At 67.4% G+C, this 14,554-nt stretch carries 15 protein-coding genes and 2 pseudogenes; 7 read left to right on the top strand and 10 right to left on the bottom strand.

Going from position 1 to position 14,554, the window contains the following annotated elements; genetic code table 11:
- A pseudogene (locus A5652_RS28395) lies at window positions 1-235 on the top strand (hypothetical protein); the annotation flags it as partial.
- On the opposite strand, the pseudogene A5652_RS06680 reads toward A5652_RS28395, so the two are convergent.
- Window positions 229-972, bottom strand: a pseudogene (locus A5652_RS06680) (Hsp70 family protein); the annotation flags it as partial. The pseudogenes A5652_RS28395 and A5652_RS06680 overlap by 7 nt on opposite strands.
- 153 nt (window positions 973-1,125) lie before the next feature.
- A complete protein-coding gene (locus A5652_RS06675; RefSeq protein WP_067348123.1) occupies window positions 1,126-2,355 on the bottom strand; it encodes a hypothetical protein in 1,230 nt (409 codons plus the stop codon).
- A 38-nt stretch (window positions 2,356-2,393) separates the two neighbouring features.
- On the opposite strand from A5652_RS06675, the gene A5652_RS06670 reads away from it, so the two are divergent.
- Both A5652_RS06670 and A5652_RS06665 read left to right on the top strand, forming a co-directional pair.
- Window positions 2,394-3,038 carry a TetR/AcrR family transcriptional regulator gene (locus tag A5652_RS06670; RefSeq protein WP_067348120.1) on the top strand — a complete coding sequence of 215 codons (645 nt, stop codon included), beginning with the start codon at window positions 2,394-2,396 and terminating at the stop codon, window positions 3,036-3,038.
- Window positions 3,039-3,144: 106 nt separating this feature from the next.
- Window positions 3,145-3,621: a nuclear transport factor 2 family protein gene (locus A5652_RS06665; protein ID WP_369805759.1), complete on the top strand. Its 477-nt coding sequence runs from the start codon at window positions 3,145-3,147 to the stop codon at window positions 3,619-3,621.
- 4 nt (window positions 3,622-3,625) lie between these two features.
- Here the strand turns inward: A5652_RS06665 and A5652_RS06660 are convergent, their stop codons facing one another.
- Window positions 3,626-4,285, bottom strand: coding sequence for a L,D-transpeptidase (locus A5652_RS06660; RefSeq protein WP_067348126.1), 660 nt, complete (start codon window positions 4,283-4,285; stop codon window positions 3,626-3,628).
- Window positions 4,286-4,384: 99 nt separating this feature from the next.
- Entirely contained in the window at window positions 4,385-5,062 is a 678-nt protein-coding gene (locus A5652_RS06655; protein WP_067348114.1) for a phosphatase PAP2 family protein, read from the bottom strand.
- Window positions 5,063-5,196: 134 nt separating this feature from the next.
- Here A5652_RS06655 and A5652_RS06650 point away from each other — a divergent pair, with 134 nt between their 5' ends.
- The gene (locus tag A5652_RS06650; protein ID WP_067348110.1) at window positions 5,197-5,679 is read left to right on the top strand and encodes a hypothetical protein; all 483 of its coding nucleotides are present in this window, start codon (window positions 5,197-5,199) and stop codon (window positions 5,677-5,679) included.
- Between the two features lie 8 nt (window positions 5,680-5,687).
- Here the strand turns inward: A5652_RS06650 and A5652_RS06645 are convergent, their stop codons facing one another.
- Entirely contained in the window at window positions 5,688-5,966 is a 279-nt protein-coding gene (locus A5652_RS06645) for a hypothetical protein (RefSeq protein WP_067348108.1), read from the bottom strand.
- A gap of 75 nt (window positions 5,967-6,041) precedes the next feature.
- Here A5652_RS06645 and bluB point away from each other — a divergent pair, with 75 nt between their 5' ends.
- Together bluB and A5652_RS06635 are read left to right on the top strand one after the other, a co-directional pair.
- The gene (gene bluB, locus A5652_RS06640; RefSeq protein WP_067348106.1) at window positions 6,042-6,710 is read left to right on the top strand and encodes a 5,6-dimethylbenzimidazole synthase; all 669 of its coding nucleotides are present in this window, start codon (window positions 6,042-6,044) and stop codon (window positions 6,708-6,710) included.
- A 62-nt stretch (window positions 6,711-6,772) separates the two neighbouring features.
- Window positions 6,773-8,200: a sulfatase gene (locus tag A5652_RS06635; RefSeq protein ID WP_067348104.1), complete on the top strand. Its 1,428-nt coding sequence runs from the start codon at window positions 6,773-6,775 to the stop codon at window positions 8,198-8,200.
- Between the two features lie 57 nt (window positions 8,201-8,257).
- Here A5652_RS06635 and A5652_RS06630 read toward each other — a convergent pair whose 3' ends face one another.
- Window positions 8,258-9,043 carry a trans-aconitate 2-methyltransferase gene (locus tag A5652_RS06630; protein ID WP_067348102.1) on the bottom strand — a complete coding sequence of 262 codons (786 nt, stop codon included), beginning with the start codon at window positions 9,041-9,043 and terminating at the stop codon, window positions 8,258-8,260.
- 164 nt (window positions 9,044-9,207) lie between these two features.
- On the opposite strand from A5652_RS06630, the gene A5652_RS06625 reads away from it, so the two are divergent.
- Complete coding sequence (locus A5652_RS06625) at window positions 9,208-10,407, top strand: alpha/beta hydrolase (RefSeq protein WP_067348093.1); 1,200 nt, start codon at window positions 9,208-9,210, stop codon at window positions 10,405-10,407.
- On the opposite strand, the gene eccE is transcribed toward A5652_RS06625, so the two are convergent.
- From eccE to A5652_RS06605, 4 genes are all read right to left on the bottom strand, one after another.
- Entirely contained in the window at window positions 10,397-11,416 is a 1,020-nt protein-coding gene (eccE, locus tag A5652_RS06620; protein ID WP_067348091.1) for a type VII secretion protein EccE, read from the bottom strand. The genes A5652_RS06625 and eccE overlap by 11 nt on opposite strands.
- Window positions 11,413-12,813 (bottom strand): type VII secretion-associated serine protease mycosin, encoded by a 1,401-nt coding sequence (mycP, locus tag A5652_RS06615; protein ID WP_067348089.1) that lies wholly within the window; start codon window positions 12,811-12,813, stop codon window positions 11,413-11,415. The genes eccE and mycP overlap by 4 nt, the downstream gene beginning before the upstream one ends.
- Entirely contained in the window at window positions 12,810-14,228 is a 1,419-nt protein-coding gene (gene eccD / locus A5652_RS06610) for a type VII secretion integral membrane protein EccD (RefSeq protein WP_156745189.1), read from the bottom strand. The genes mycP and eccD overlap by 4 nt, the downstream gene beginning before the upstream one ends.
- Before the next feature lie 75 nt (window positions 14,229-14,303).
- A partial coding sequence (locus A5652_RS06605; protein ID WP_197513802.1) for an ESX secretion-associated protein EspG occupies window positions 14,304-14,554 on the bottom strand: 251 nt, incomplete at its 5' end.

Here is a 14,554-nt window from a genome sequence, read left to right as displayed (position 1 = left end):
CGGTGTCGGACAGCTCGTGGAACTCAGGGAACAATGCCGCGTGGCCAAGGAGCGGCTCTCCACCGACATGACCACCGAGATCACCGCGGTGCTGGGCGGGCGCAGTTGCAGTTTGACGTTGACGCAAGACGACCTTGAAGAGATGATTCAGGACCGGCTGACCGGCTTCATCTACGCCTTCGACGACATGCTGGTGCGCCACCGCACGAGCTGGACGGACCTTGTCGCGGTGGTCATGTCGGTGGAGAGCCGCTCCTTGGCCACGCGGCATTGTTCCCTGAGTTCCACGAGCTGTCCGACACCGGCGGTGCTGGCCGGGTCGAGGCCGCTGCCATGCCCCAACTCCTCGAACGTCCGCAGCTGTAATTCCTGATCGATCTCATCACCGGACAATGCGGCGTAACGCATGGTGGCGCTGACGAGTTCGAAGTCTCCCGCGACATTGACCAATGTGGCCGACGTACCGCTGCCGCCGAAGTCGAGCAGCCCCACCACGCCCTCATCGGGCAGGCCGAGCTCGGACTTCACCGCCGTCAGCGACGCGATCGCGTCCGAAACCAGCCGCGGCGCCATACCGCTTCGCACGAACCCCAGATGGGTTCGCAGAGCGTCGCGCAACGCCTGCACCGTCACGGGCTTCCAATGCGCAGGCACGGCGATGGAAATGTCCGAGCACGCCGCATCCGCACCGGCCGCGAGCACCATCGCGTCCAGCGCCTCCACCGTCAGCAGTTCCGGGTCGTGCGCGGAACCGTCGGGTGACACCAGCGCAACGGAATCACCGATGCGCTCGATAAAGCCCTTCATCGGTACGCCAGGCTCGGTTAGGTACGGGTTCTCTTCGGGTGCACCGATTTTCGGTGCACAGTGCGGGTAAAGGGTCAGCACGGACCGGCGGGTGACCGGTGGGCTTCCATTACGCGCAGCGACCAGGTTCGTGGTCCCGATCGACAACCCGAGTGGGTCGTACATAGAGCGAAACCTTCGTCTATAGGGGTCGGTGGCCAGCGTTAACGATAGCCGTGGACACGCGGAAAGCCGATGCTTCGCAATGTCATTGGTATGCGCTCGATGCGCCTGCGTCACCGAAGCGGTACCGAAAACCCCTTGACAAAAAGCTTTTCGCTATAAAACCGTCAGCGGCAGCGAACGCCTTGGCTCGAACTGGAAGGTCGATCCCCCACTGACTCTGACCACGGAAACCTCTGGCAGTTCCTCGATGCGAGTGCCGGTTTCAACGAGTTCGGCGATCCAGTCGGTGGCCGTTCCGCTAACTCGAACCTCGATGTGCGGGTCCACCGCGGTGGCGATCGCCTGGAGCGGGTGCACGGATTCCGGCGAGCACAGCGCGATCCAGGATCGGTCGTCATGCGCTGGCGACGCGTGGACATGCAGCCGGTTCGATTCCGTCTCGGCGACAACGTAGTCAGAAGGATTCAGCAGCGGGTGCAACTCGAGGACGCGAAGCGCGCCTTCGATCCCGCCCGGAAGTTTCAGGGCGCGGTGAATGCGCTCGGCGGCCATGCCCGCGATGCCGATCAGGCCGCGCGTGCACACGCCGACTGCTTCGTCGTCGTCGGCGGCGCGGGCGCGCACCGCGATCGCGAACGACAGGTACAGCAGGTGCATTTGCAGGCATACCTCGTCGGCCATGCGGACCAGCGCCGAATGCGAGAACGCGGCGAAATCGAAATCGGACAGCAACGGCCCGGAGTAATCCGCCTGTCCGTCGTCCGAGGGATCGATCGCATCGAGTTCCCATGTCGCAGCGCGCGTTCGGCTGACGATGTCGAGGGCCGGGATGCTTTGCGCTTCGGGATAGGACTCGTCGATGATGACGGTCCACGCGCAGTGCGGATGCCGGTCCGCCGGCGTCCGCGGCGGGCGGTGGATGGGGCGCACCTGGGCGCGCGGGTTGGTCGCGATCGCGGTGGCGTCGAAGGTCGGGTCCTCGATGGTGTGGCACATGCCGAACACGTACTGCTCGCCCATCGGCTCGACGTCGAGCAGGGCGCCGCAGTGGTCGAGGTGAAACTCGCCGTGCCAACGATCGTGGACGGTGTACCGGAAATCCATGAATTGCGGCGGCGCACCGATGTCGAGCTGCAGGCCCTTGAAGATGGTCACCACATCGTCACCCTCGTAGTTCAGCGCTTTCTGCATGCGCCGGGTGTAGACGGGACTGGAGCCCGCCCACTCCTCGATGGCGATTTGGACCATCTCGTCGCGGCCGAACGAGGAAATGCACCACGCCATCCCGGATCGGTCGATCAGCTGCCCGATGAGTAGCAGCTCGGGAACCAAAGTGACGAGGTCGTCGCGCGACAATCGCGCATATCGCGAGGGACTGCTCACGCCCCAAAAATAGACTCGGCTATGTTATAAAGTCAATAATGTCCATTGTCGCTGGCCAGAAGCCTGATCGCCCTGTTGGCCCCACTCGGCGAACCACCGCGCCGCGCAAGCGCGGCGATGACACTCGGGCGAAGATCATCGATGAGACGGTGCGTTGCATCGTGGAGGAGGGATTCTCCGCCGCCACCGCCAAGCACGTGGCCGAACGCGCGGGCGTGACCTGGGGGGTCATCCAGTACCACTTCGGGGATCGCAACGGCCTGCTGATGGCCGTCGTGGACGATGGGGTGGCTCGGCTGGTCGATAGCCTGTCGTCGGCCGACGTCAGCGAGCTGCCCCTGCGGAGGCGCATCGAGGTCGTCGTCGACACCGCCTGGAGCTGCTACAGCAGCCCGACTTCGATGGCCGCCTTCGAAATTTTGCGCGAGACTCGCGGCGGCGCGGACCCGTCGTCGCGGCGCCACCTGCTGGACATGAACGCCGCGGTCGGCCAGCTGGGCAGATTGATCACCACCGAACCCGCGCATGCCGGTGTGGCCGAGGTCATTTGGGCCACGCTTCGCGGTGTGGTGCTGGCGCAGATGGTCACCGGCGCCGTGATCGATTGGAGCCCGGAACGACGTGCCCTCATCGACATGGTCACCCGCTACCTCTCCGAGCGCCAGGGGTACCGCGACACGTAAACCACGCACACGACACGCCGCCCGAACTCGCACTGGTTTAAGTCTCGGCGCCCCATCCCGTCCGACCGCCTCAAGATTCGCATTACCCGTGTGCTGCAATGACCTGATGACCCTCGACGATCTGGCCGATATCGAAGCGATAAAGCAAGTCAAATACCGGTATCTGCGCGCGCTGGACACCAAGCATTGGGACGACTTCACCGACACCCTGGCCGAGGACATCAAGGCCGACTACGGGCCGTCGATCGGAAACGAGCTGCACTTCACCAACCGGGCCGACCTGGTGGAGTACATGCGTACCTCGCTGCCCTCGAACGTCATCACCGAACACCGGGTGACCCACCCGGACATCACCGTCGACGGCGACACCGCAACGGGCAGTTGGTATCTGCAGGACCGGGTCATGGTCGCCGAGTTCAACTTCATGCTGATCGGGGCCGCCTTCTACCGCGACACCTACCGCCGCACCGAGGCCGGCTGGAAGATCAGTGGCACCGGCTACGACCGAACCTATGACGCCACAATGTCTTTGGAGGGTCTGAACTTCACGCTCAAGCCCGGACGCGCCATCGCCTCGGACTGAGAAGCTACTTGGTGATGGCGATGACCGCGCCCGGCCGCAGCCACTTCATGATCGACACCAGCTGAGCGTCGTCCACCGCCACGCAGCCCTCGGTGGGTTTTCCGTCGGTGGTGTGAAAGAAGAACGCGGCGCCGCCACCCGGGGTCTTGTTCTTGTTGACACCCATCACGACGGCGTGTTTGTACTGCGGGATCTGCAGGTTCTCGCTGTCACCGGTGTTGAACGGGCACTGCGCCTTCGGACACACCTGCATGGAGTTGAACGTGGGACTGTGGTCGTCGCCGCTCCACCAGTAGTTTGCGCCCGACACCTGGGTGTAAGGCAACCCGGTGCCGGGATTCGGCGCGGTACCGAATGCGGAGTCGAGGCTGTACACGCCCATCGGGGTGGCGGGCACACCGCTCTTGGCCTCGGGCGCCATCCCCGCCGAACCGACGTGGGTGGGAATGCCGGACCGCAGCGACTGCCAGCCGGTGCCGGTGCGCTGGAAGATTTCCATGTTCGCGTTGGAGCCGCCGGTGCTCACCACCGAAACCACCTGCGTCGCATTGCCGACGGCGTTCGCGAACCAGGGAGCGCCCGCGGCCGCACCGATCGGCGCCAGCACCACCGAGGCAAAGACCACGCACGCCGCGGCGCACAGCGAAGCGAGCAGTCGGTGCATGCACTCCATCGTCGAACGCGCACATCTGCGCGGTCAAGTAAAGCTTTCGCCCCAGTTAGGTCACCGCGTCGTGACCGAATGCCCGCCGGGATAGCGTAGTTAGCGCACGGTGGCGGTGTCGGTCGCGCGCCGCGGGCCCGCTGCTCGCGTGATCGAGGGACGAAAAAGCAAGAGGCACAACAGGAAATACAGGTATCCCAGCGACCAGCCCGCCAGCACGTCGGACGGGTAGTGCACGTTCAGCGCCACGCGGGAGACGCCGACCGTCAGCAGTGACACCGCCACCACCGCGACCGCGATGCCGCGGATCATCCGGTTGAGCATCGGAAAGAAAAAGCACAGCACGGCGAGCAGCGCGGCCATCGCCTCCAGCGCATGCCCGGACGGAAAGGAGGTGGACGGCGCGGTGACCAACATGGTCGCCGGGCGGGGCCGGTTGACCAGGGCCTTGGCCGCGGCGGTCGCGAACTCGTTGAGCGGCCCGCACGCGAACGCCAGCACCAGCGCGGCCCGCAAATTGCCCATCACCAGGGCGATGACCGTCATCGCGATGCCCAGCGCGGACATCGGGACCGGTCCCAACGCATAGGACACGCTTTCCCAAAACCGTAGCCACAGCGGATGTTTGAGCGCGATGTCGCGAGCAGCGTTCAGCAACGACCAATCCATCCGGTACAGCCATTTCCAGTGCTGGCAGTAGCCCACCCACAGCACCCCGTACAGCGTCGCGGCCAACGCCGCGATCCCGGCGGCCACAGGCGTCCTCGGGCGCGTCATAACCAACCGATACCAGCAGTCCCGCCGATGACATGCGGGCGGCCCGCTGCACCCGCGCCAAGCGCCGCGCTTGCGATCGCCCTGCGTCACCGTGCGACCCGCCCTCAGCGGCGCCCGCGCGTCATACTGTCGATATGGCCGTCTTTGTCCGTAGGTTGTTCGGCATCGGCAAGTTACCCGACGAGCTGCATGCCCAGCTCGAGTCGGAAGGCCTCACCTACCACGCCGATTACGTAGCCGTGACCCGTCGATTCAGCGGCACCATCCCGGGCGTGCGGTTGCCGCACAGCGTCGCCAGCTACACAGGCTCCCTGGCCTTCACCTCTGAGCGGGTGCTGGCGACGCTGTCGATGCTGCCCCGGCTGGCGGGCCCGACCGTCAACGTGCGCTGGGACGCGCCGCAGTCGGGAGCGGCGCAGGTGGAGATCTCGCCGACCGGCCTGCAGGTCGACGCCGACGTCTCCCGAATCGACGAGAAGTTCACCGGTGAGCTGTCGCTGCACTACAAGGTGGCCATTCCCGACGAAGTTCTGGCCGGCCTGCCCCGGCGGTCGCTGGCATTCGACATGCCGCCGGAATACGTGTTCCGTGCGGTCGGGGTTACCTATAGTCCCTGATCGTGAAGCTAGTCCCTGATCGTGATGCGCGGCCACGGCGGCTGCCGCAGCACCGCGAGGGTGCCGATCACCGCGGCCAGCAGGCCGGTGATCACCCCAACCAGCGCGATCCGGTTGTTGTCCACGGCAGGCGTCCAGGAGGCCTGCCCGTCGCGGATGGCGAACACACCCAGCGGCTTGGTCGCCACGATGACGGTGGTGCCGTCCGGGGTCTGATAGGGCTCGCCGTAATTTCGGCCGGCGCGGTGTTCGCTGGCCAGCTGATCGAGCACGTCCGAAGGCTTCACTTCAAACCGCTCCCTTCCCAGGGTTCGCCAGGTCCTTGGCCTGGGCGGGCTTAACGTTAACGCCGATTTCCTACGATGGCAGGCGTGACCGGTGAGGCATTCAGCCCGCAAGAGCGCCAGGCCGTCTATCGCGTCATCTACGAGCGCCGTGACATGCGCCGATTCGTGCCCGGTGCGGCGGTGGACGAGGCCGTGCTGGCGCGCCTGCTGCAGGCCGCGCACGCGGCGCCCAGCGTCGGGCTGATGCAGCCGTGGCGCTTCATCCGGATCACCGACGCCTCGCTGCGACGGCGCATTCACGCCTTGGTCGACGAGGAACGCCCGCGCACCGCGAAAGCCCTGGGCGAACGATCCGATGAGTTCCTGGCGCTCAAGGTGGAGGGCATCCTCGAGTGCGCCGAGTTGTTCGTGGTGGCGCTGGGCGACGGCCGCGACGCACACGTGTTCGGCCGGCGAACGCTACCGCACATGGATCTGGCGTCGGTGTCGTGCGCGATCCAGAACCTGTGGCTGGCGGCCCGGTCCGAGGGCCTCGGCATGGGTTGGGTGTCACTGTTCGATCCGCAACGGCTGGCGGCGCTGCTGAGCATGCCGTCGGGCGCCGAACCGGTGGCCATCCTGTGCCTGGGACCGGTGCCCGAATTTCCCGATCGCCCGGCGCTGGAATTGGACGGCTGGGCCATCGGTCGTCCGTTGTCGGAGTTCGTCTGCGAAAACCAATGGGGTCAATTGCCGACTCCCTGACGCACTCACGAATCAGCCAGGTAAGTTGCGGTAATGTCGCCGGTCGCGAGGCAATGTGAGAGGTGACGCCATTGACGCCGGGCGACATAGCCGACCAAAAACGAAATACGGGCCTTCAGGACAACGTGCTGATCGTGCATTGGCACGACCTGGGACGCCACCTCGGTGCCTACGGCCACCGCGACGTGTCGAGCCCGCGACTGGACCGCCTTGCCGCCGAGGGCATCCTGTTCACCCGGGCGCACGCCACGGCGCCGCTGTGCTCGCCGTCGCGCGGATCGCTGTTCACCGGTCGCTACCCGCATAACAACGGCCTCATCGGTCTGGCCCACCACGGCTGGGAATACCGTGACGGGATCCGGACCCTGCCCCAAATATTGTCCGAATCGGGCTGGTACTCGGCGCTTTTCGGCATGCAACACGAGACCTCCTACCCGAAGCGGTTGGGTTTCGACGAGTTCGACGTGTCGAACTCGTATTGCGACTACGTAGCCGACAAGGCCGACGAGTGGCTGCGACAAAGCGCCGAAGGCCTTGTCGGACAGCCGTTTCTGTTGACCGCCGGCTTCTTCGAGACGCACCGGCCCTACCCGCACGACCGCTACACGCCGGCGGACAGCGCCGCGGTGGATCCGCCCGATTACCTGCCGGACACCCCCGAGGTGCGCGGCGACCTCGCCGACTTCTACGGGGCCATCAGCACTGCCGACGCCGCCGTCGGGCGGCTGCTGGACGCGCTGGTCGACACCGGTTTGAACGCCACCACCTGGGTGGTGTTCTTCACCGATCACGGCCCGGCGTTCCCCCGCGCGAAATCCACGTTGTATGACGCCGGCACCGGCATCGGCATGATCATCCGCCCGCCCACCAGCCGGGCCATGGATCCACGCGTCTACGACGAGCTGTTCAGCGCGGTCGACCTGGTCCCGACGTTGTTGGGGCTGCTCGGGATTGATACTCCGGCCGACGTCGACGGTGTCTCACACGCGCCCGCCCTCCTGGAGCCGGATCCGCAAACCACGCCGGTGCGCGAGCACGTCTACACCATGAAGACCTACCACGACTCCTTCGATCCGATTCGCGCGATTCGCACCAAGGACTACAGCTACATCGAGAACTACGTGCCCCGTCCGCTGCTGGATCTGCCGCTGGACATCCAGGAAAGCCCGTCCGGGCTGGCCGTCGCGCCGCTCGTCGCGGCGCCGCGGCCCGAGCGGGAGCTTTATGATCTCCGCACCGACCCCACCGAGACCACAAATCTCCTGGCCGACGACGGCACCGACGCGGCCGAAATCGCAGCCAACCTTGCTGTGCTGCTGGATGATTGGCGCCAGCGCACGGGTGACGTCATCCCGTCGGAATTCGCCGGCACCCGCATCTCCGCGCGGTACACCGAAACGTATCTGCAGATCCATCGCTCGAAGCCGACCCCACGCTCGGGCATCGCCGCCGACCGCGGCATCGAAGAAGGCAAGCCCACGCAACGTTAGCCTCAGGTTGACGCGGAATCGTTGCCCCGCCGCGGATGCCAGCCGGCGGGCGCTGGATTACCCGGCCGAGCGGCTCGAGCGACCCACCTCCGCGATGACGAACACCCGCCGGAACGGGAAGATCGTCGCACCGTCGGATCGCGGCGGGTAGGCGTCCTGCAGCAGCGGGATCATCTCCTCGCGGAACTGCTCCCACGTCGTGTCGTCGAGCCGCTCGCGCACCGGGACCAGCGCGGTGCCGGTGATCCACTCCAGCACCGGATGCTCGCCGGTCAGCTGATGCAGGTAGGTCGTCTCCCAGACGTCCACCTTGCATCCCGCGTCGAGCAGCAGATTGGCGTAATGCGCCGGCGGCTGAACCACCGCCCCGACCCGAAATGGTATGTCGCGCAGCAACTTCGCGTACGGCTCCCGGCGGGCCAGCGCCCGCACCGCGGCGTAGGACGGCGACTCGAAGTTGCCCGGCATCTGCACGCCGATCCACGATCCGGGCGCCAGCTCCCGCGCCCACCGCAGCAACAGGTCGGCGTGCTCGGGCACCCAGTGCAGGGCCGCGTTGCTGACCACCACGTCGGTGTCGGGTTTGGGCTTCCAGTCGCGCAGGTCACCGATGACGGCGTCGATCCCGCGTTCCTTGGCGGCGGCAACCATCTCCGGTGAGCTGTCCATCGCCTCGATCACCGCGTCGGGCCAACGCCGGGCCAGATACTTGGTCAGGTGACCCGGGCCGCAACCGAGATCGACGACGCGACGCGCCCGATCGGCGCCCACCCGCGACAGCAGGTCGTAGAAGGGGCGGCCGCGGTGGTCGGCGAAGGCCAGATAGACGTCCGGATCCCACATGTCGATCCTCCCCATCCTTACACCGCCGCTAGCCGGCCGATAGCAAACCGTATAACTCCATGGTGCGCCGTCGCGGTCCGGATCGTCCCGGGACGGCACCACGACGATCGAAACCGCGCGAAACGCCCAGGGAACGCGCGCCGGTCGGGCTACCATCGGCGTTCGTGGCGCCCGACTCAGATCCGATCGACCCGCCCATCCCCGTTCCGGACGTTTCCGGCGCCGATCTGCCGGCCGGCTCCGGCGGACTACCCCCCCGCTCGGCCCTGTCGCCCCGCCAGCGAATGGTAGTCGAGGCATCCGCCCTCGGCGATCTGGCCCTGCGCACCTGGGTGGCCTCGCTGCTGTCCACCACGGTGACGCCGTTCGTGGTCGCCAGCGCGCTGCGGCAAGCCGATTCCGCCGCCGAGCGCGACAACCTCGACTTCTATGCGGAGTTGGGCGCGGCGAAAGACCCGACACGGTCGTTTCCGGCACCTACCGAGGTGCCCCAGGTCGCGTCGCGGCGGGCCAGCCCGCTGGCGGAGTGGATCGCGCGTGGCACGGTCGACAACATCGCGTTTCCCAGCAGTTTCACCGCCATCAACCCCGCCATGCGCGCCCAGTGGGGGGCCTGGCGGGCCAACAACACCGTGCGCGCGCAGCATTGGCGCCATGACGATGGGCCGCGTCCCACCCTGTGCGTGATCCACGGCTTCCTGGGATCGTCGTATCTGGCCAACGGGCGGTTCTTTTCGTTGCCGTGGTACTACCGCTCCGGCTACGACGTGCTGATGTATACGTTGCCCTTTCACGGCAAGCGGGCCGAAAAGTATTCACCCTTCAGCGGTTTCGGCTATTTCTCCGGTGGGCTCAGCGGTTTCGCCGAGGCCATGGCACAGGCAGTGCACGACTTTCGTTCCATCATCGACTATTTGCACCACACCGGGGTCGACCGCATCGCGCTCACCGGCATCTCGCTGGGCGGTTATACCTCGGCGCTGGTGGCATCGGCCGACGATCGGCTCGAGGCGGTGATCCCCAACTGTCCCGTCGTCACCCCGTCGACGTTGTTCGACGAATGGTTTCCGGCCAACCAGCTGGTCCGGCTGGGCCTGCGCCTCTCCGACATCAGCCACGACGACCTCGCGGCCGGGCTGGCGTACCACTGCCCGCTGAACTACCGGCCGCTGGTGCACCGGGACCGCCGGATGATCATCACCGGACTCGGCGATCGGATGGCGCCGCCCGACCACGCCGTCAAGCTATGGCAGCACTGGGATCAGTGTGCGCTGCACTGGTTTCCGGGCAGTCACGTGCTGCACGTCAGCCAGTTGGATTACCTGCGCCGGATGACCACGTTCCTGCGGGAGGTTATGTTCTGACCACCTCGACGGTGTCGGCGCTGTCACCGGAGTGGCCGGGCGAGGCGCGATGGGCGCCGCCGAGCAGGGTGGGCCAGTGCAGCTGCGCGAGCAGGTTCTCCGGCGCAGGGGCGTGTCCGTCCAGCCGGCGCGTGGACAGCAGGTCCAGGGCCGTCAACGCGGGCAGGTGGTTTCCGCGTTGCGGGGTCAGCCCGTCGACCGGCGCTTTGCCATCCGGGCCGGTCTCCGTCTGGAACGCACAGGCCACCGCGACGGTGAACGAACCTTTGTCACCGGCGATCTCCAGTGCGGTGCAGGTTTCGCGCGCGGAATATGACCGGATCGCCGCCAAGGTCTCCGGCAGCGCTTCGTCCACCCGAATTCGGTATGCGGCAAGGTAGTCCGAGGCACCGCGCTGCACTCCCCGCCACCTCTCGCGAGGGTTGGAAGTCAGCAACCGCGGGACGTCGTCGGCCGCGATGGTAGTGGCTTCCCAGCCGATCTCCCTCAGATGGTCGGCCAGCCGGCGGGCCGCGACCTGAGCGGTCTCGTGCAACGGGATCCGCGGTGAGCGGGCCTGCAGCGCAGCCAGATTCTCCGTCGCCGATACGGTCAGCCCGATCCACGTCTCGCTTCGTGACACGTCGGCGGCGTTGTCGCGGCTGGTGATTCGGATCTTGTCCGCCCGGACGCCATAACGATTGAGGTAGCTCGCGATCAGCGCGAGCGGCAGCACATCGGAGTCATCCTCCGGCGCGCCGAGGCGAATCAGGGCGGTTGCGGCCGTGTCTGAGGTGCTCGCGGGTACAGCGTTGCCGCGTCCGATCATCGCCAGGCGGCGGCGCAGGATGGTGGTGAAGTGCAGACCGCCCCACCAGCCGAACAATACGATCACGACGACGGCCGCGATGCCCAGCAGCGAGTAGTCGCCGGGGGTTCGCCACGGGTAGGCCATGACCGCGGGCACAACGGCCAGCAGCGCCAACGTGATTCGACCGCTCCCGGGAGTCGGTATTCGATGCTTGCTCACGGGGTGGGGTCCTTTCGTCGGCGTGCGGCGATTGTGGTGACTGCGCCGGCCACCGCCACCAGCACGGCCAGCACGGCGGTGCCGACCACCGCTACGGTGCGCGGTTTGGTGTCTTTGGGCGCCGGGGCCGGCGGCACGGCCACCGGCTTCACCGATGCCGCGCCGGGCTGATTAGCGGCTGGCAGTTGCCAGGTCAGGGCCGCCACCGGATCCACGCTGCCGGTGCCGACGACGTTGGATGGGTCGCGGGCGCCGTTGTGCGCGGTCGCGGTGATTCGACGCTGCACCGCGGTGGCGTTCAGGTCCGGATACTTACTGCGGACCAGCGCCGCCACACCGGCCACGTAGCCGGCCGCGTAGTCCGTTCCGCTCACTGCGGCGAGTTGCTGGTGCCCGTCGGGAAGGCCGTCGGCCAGTCCGCCACCGTCTGCGTTGCCGATCGACACGATGCGTTCGCCCGGCGCGGCGACACCAACCCACGGCCCGGCCACGGTGAATTTCGACGGCTGGCCGTCCGGGGTCAGCGATGCCACCGACAGCACGTAGGGCTGCCACCACGAGGGGATGGAGACCGATGTGACACCGGCCCAATTTCGCGGATCGTTGGGGCGGCTCAGGTCGGTGAGCGGATTGGACTCACAGGTGGCGCCGCCGGCGCCGGCCCCGCTGTTGCCCGCTCCGGCCACGATGACCGCGTCCTTGTCGACCGCCGCGTAACGGACGGCCGCGCCAAGGGCAGCCTGGTCGACGGGACGGTCCACGGGCATGCAGGTGGCCGAGCCGATGTCGATGACCCGGGCACCCAGGTCGGCCGCGTGCACGATCGCCCGGGCGAGCGTCGACACCTCGGCCGACACCCGCGCCAGCAGCGGGTCACCACCCGGCGTCCGCGGCGAGAACTTGGCCGACGTCGTCCTGATCGACACCACGCGCGCCGCGGGCGCCACGCCGGAGAACCCGTCGTCGGCCGAGGGCTGGCCGGCGACGAGTCCGGCCACGAGCGTTCCGTGACCGTCGCAGTCGGTCAGCCCGTCGGTCGTCTCGACGAAATCACCGCCCGGCTCCACGTTGGGCAGCCGCGGCCCCGGCCGCACCCCGGTGTCGAGCACCGCGACCAACTGACCCTCGCCCCGCGAGAACTGCCATGCCGCAGGCAGATTCAGTACCGACTGGCTGGGCGTGATGGCACCGGGGTCGCTGCCGGGAACGACCCCGGACGTGCTGCAAGGTCCGCGCTGCTCCATCGGCTGCCCTGGCCCCGGCGCCCCGCTGGGCGGTGCGGCTCCCGGATCGACCGTCGGCGGGCTGATCGCCGACGCTGGCGGACTCGTCCACGTCGCGGCGGTGGGCAGCAAGGCCACTGCCGCCGCGACGCAGGCTGATGCCGGCCGAATCATCGATTGAGCACCAGGCCGAACAGACCGACCACGAAAGCCATCACGGGGATCAGCGACGCGTCGAGTCCCGTCGCGACAAAGCCCACCAGCCGGCGCACCGGCAGCGAGTAGCTCTCCGGCGCAGCGATGCCCGGGTTCAGCGCCACCACGATCCACACCGACACGAGCACCAGGAGAACCAGCACCGCGCCGAGGGCGGCGGCGTAGCGTCCGGTCGATGTGTACAACACCAGCAGCGCGCCGGCGGCCAGGAACGGCTGGGCGAGCAGCCACGCCTTGCACGCGGCCGAGTCCCACACCCTGGCGCGAAGCACCGACGTCGCTGCCGTGGCCGCCACCACGTACCACCCCGCACCGCTGAGCGTTTCGGGCCGCAGCGCGATCGCCACCGAACCCAGGACGCTGAGTAACACTGCGGCGGCAATGAATCCGCTCTGATGCGCGTCGCTGATCCGGACCCGGCGCGGCAGGTCCTCGAGCACCCGCAGCGACGGCGCCGACGGGGTGGGGTCCCCGGGGGCCGGGATGACCGGCAGCGGGAAGCGTGCCCACAGCGCGGACAGTTGGGGCGCCTCGATGGTGACCAGCAACGCCGCCACGATCAGCCCGCAGCCGATGGCGATCGGCTGCAGATGCCAGAGCAACGTGGCGCCGGCGGCCAGCAGCACCCCGGCGCCCACCACCGCGGTCGCGGTGAAAAAGCCGGCGGTGCGTTCACGTTCGGCGCTGGGGGCCATCAGGGCGATCAGCGACCACGCGGTGACACCGGCCGCGGCCAGGGTCAGTTGGGCGGCGCCGAATTTTCCCGGTACGGCCAGCGCGAGTGCCGCGGCGACGGGAACAAGTGCGGCGATTGAGAGCGCCATGCCGGTGCGCGCCGAGCGTGCGGTGACCAGCAGGCCGACGATCGCGGTCACCGCCGCGACCGCGCTGACCGCAACAAGTCCCAGCAGCGCACCGGTGGCGATCCGGTAGGTGACGGACAGCCCCGTCGCCAGGAAAGCCACCGCGATCGCCGCGGCCAAAGCGCCACGTTGGATATGCGTTGTGCCCCAGGGCTTCAGTCGGGAGGTCGAGAAGATCATGGCCGCATCGGCGATGTCTTCGACGATGCCGGGCGCGGCCGGACCGAGCGGCACCGCTTGCAGCGCCAGCAGGTCGCCGTCCACCACTCCGACCGTGTCCAGGCTGGCGTCCAGGCTGAACGGCGCACCACCGATGGGGGCCAGGCTCAATTGGGTCGCCGCGCCGATCTCGGCGGCACCGCGCGGGGTGGCGCCGTCTTCCGAGCCGCCGTTGGCCGGAACCACCAAACGCTGTACCGCGGGCAGGATTTCGCGCAGCGGGAGCTCCGCGGGCAAGGCCATTTCCGTCAACCTGCTGTCCGCCAGTATTGCCACGCGGACGATTGGCATGACGGTTCCGGACGTCACCGGACCCTCGAAAAGTTTTGTGGCCGTTGCTGGAACATCGTGCTCTCTTCTTTCGTATTACGAGTGTTGGACGGAAACGGTTGAAGGGGAAAAGTCTCGGGCTAACCGGTGTTCGGAGAACCATCCGGCGTCTGGCAGTAGGGCGGTCAGTTGTTCGATGGCGACGGCGATCGCGAACGGTGTTCCCGGCGCGAAGGTCGAGACCCACTCGCCGTCGAAGGCGAGTGACGGACTGACCAGAATCCGCCCTTCGCGTGCGTCGACAATGCTCATCCCCACCTCGCTGGTGGAGTGCCGGCCGTCGCGGT

It is taken from the genome of Mycobacterium sp. 1165178.9, assembly GCF_001673555.1.
Classification (GTDB): domain Bacteria; phylum Actinomycetota; class Actinomycetes; order Mycobacteriales; family Mycobacteriaceae; genus Mycobacterium.
This window is presented reverse-complemented; position numbering and strand designations above follow the sequence as displayed.

Bases quoted from the DNA above. Each gene is read 5' to 3' on its own strand.
- A5652_RS06670 (WP_067348120.1), top strand. From the start codon at position 2,394: ATGTCCATTGTCGCTGGCCAGAAGCCTGATCGCCCTGTTGGCCCCACT.
- A5652_RS06665 (WP_369805759.1), top strand. From the start codon at position 3,145: ATGACCCTCGACGATCTGGCCGATATCGAAGCGATAAAGCAAGTCAAA.
- A5652_RS06660 (WP_067348126.1), bottom strand. From the start codon at position 4,285: ATGCACCGACTGCTCGCTTCGCTGTGCGCCGCGGCGTGCGTGGTCTTT.
- A5652_RS06655 (WP_067348114.1), bottom strand. From the start codon at position 5,062: ATGACGCGCCCGAGGACGCCTGTGGCCGCCGGGATCGCGGCGTTGGCC.
- A5652_RS06650 (WP_067348110.1), top strand. From the start codon at position 5,197: ATGGCCGTCTTTGTCCGTAGGTTGTTCGGCATCGGCAAGTTACCCGAC.
- bluB (WP_067348106.1), top strand. From the start codon at position 6,042: ATGGCAGGCGTGACCGGTGAGGCATTCAGCCCGCAAGAGCGCCAGGCC.
- A5652_RS06630 (WP_067348102.1), bottom strand. From the start codon at position 9,043: ATGTGGGATCCGGACGTCTATCTGGCCTTCGCCGACCACCGCGGCCGC.
- mycP (WP_067348089.1), bottom strand. From the start codon at position 12,813: ATGATTCGGCCGGCATCAGCCTGCGTCGCGGCGGCAGTGGCCTTGCTG.
- eccD (WP_156745189.1), bottom strand. From the start codon at position 14,228: ATGCCAATCGTCCGCGTGGCAATACTGGCGGACAGCAGGTTGACGGAA.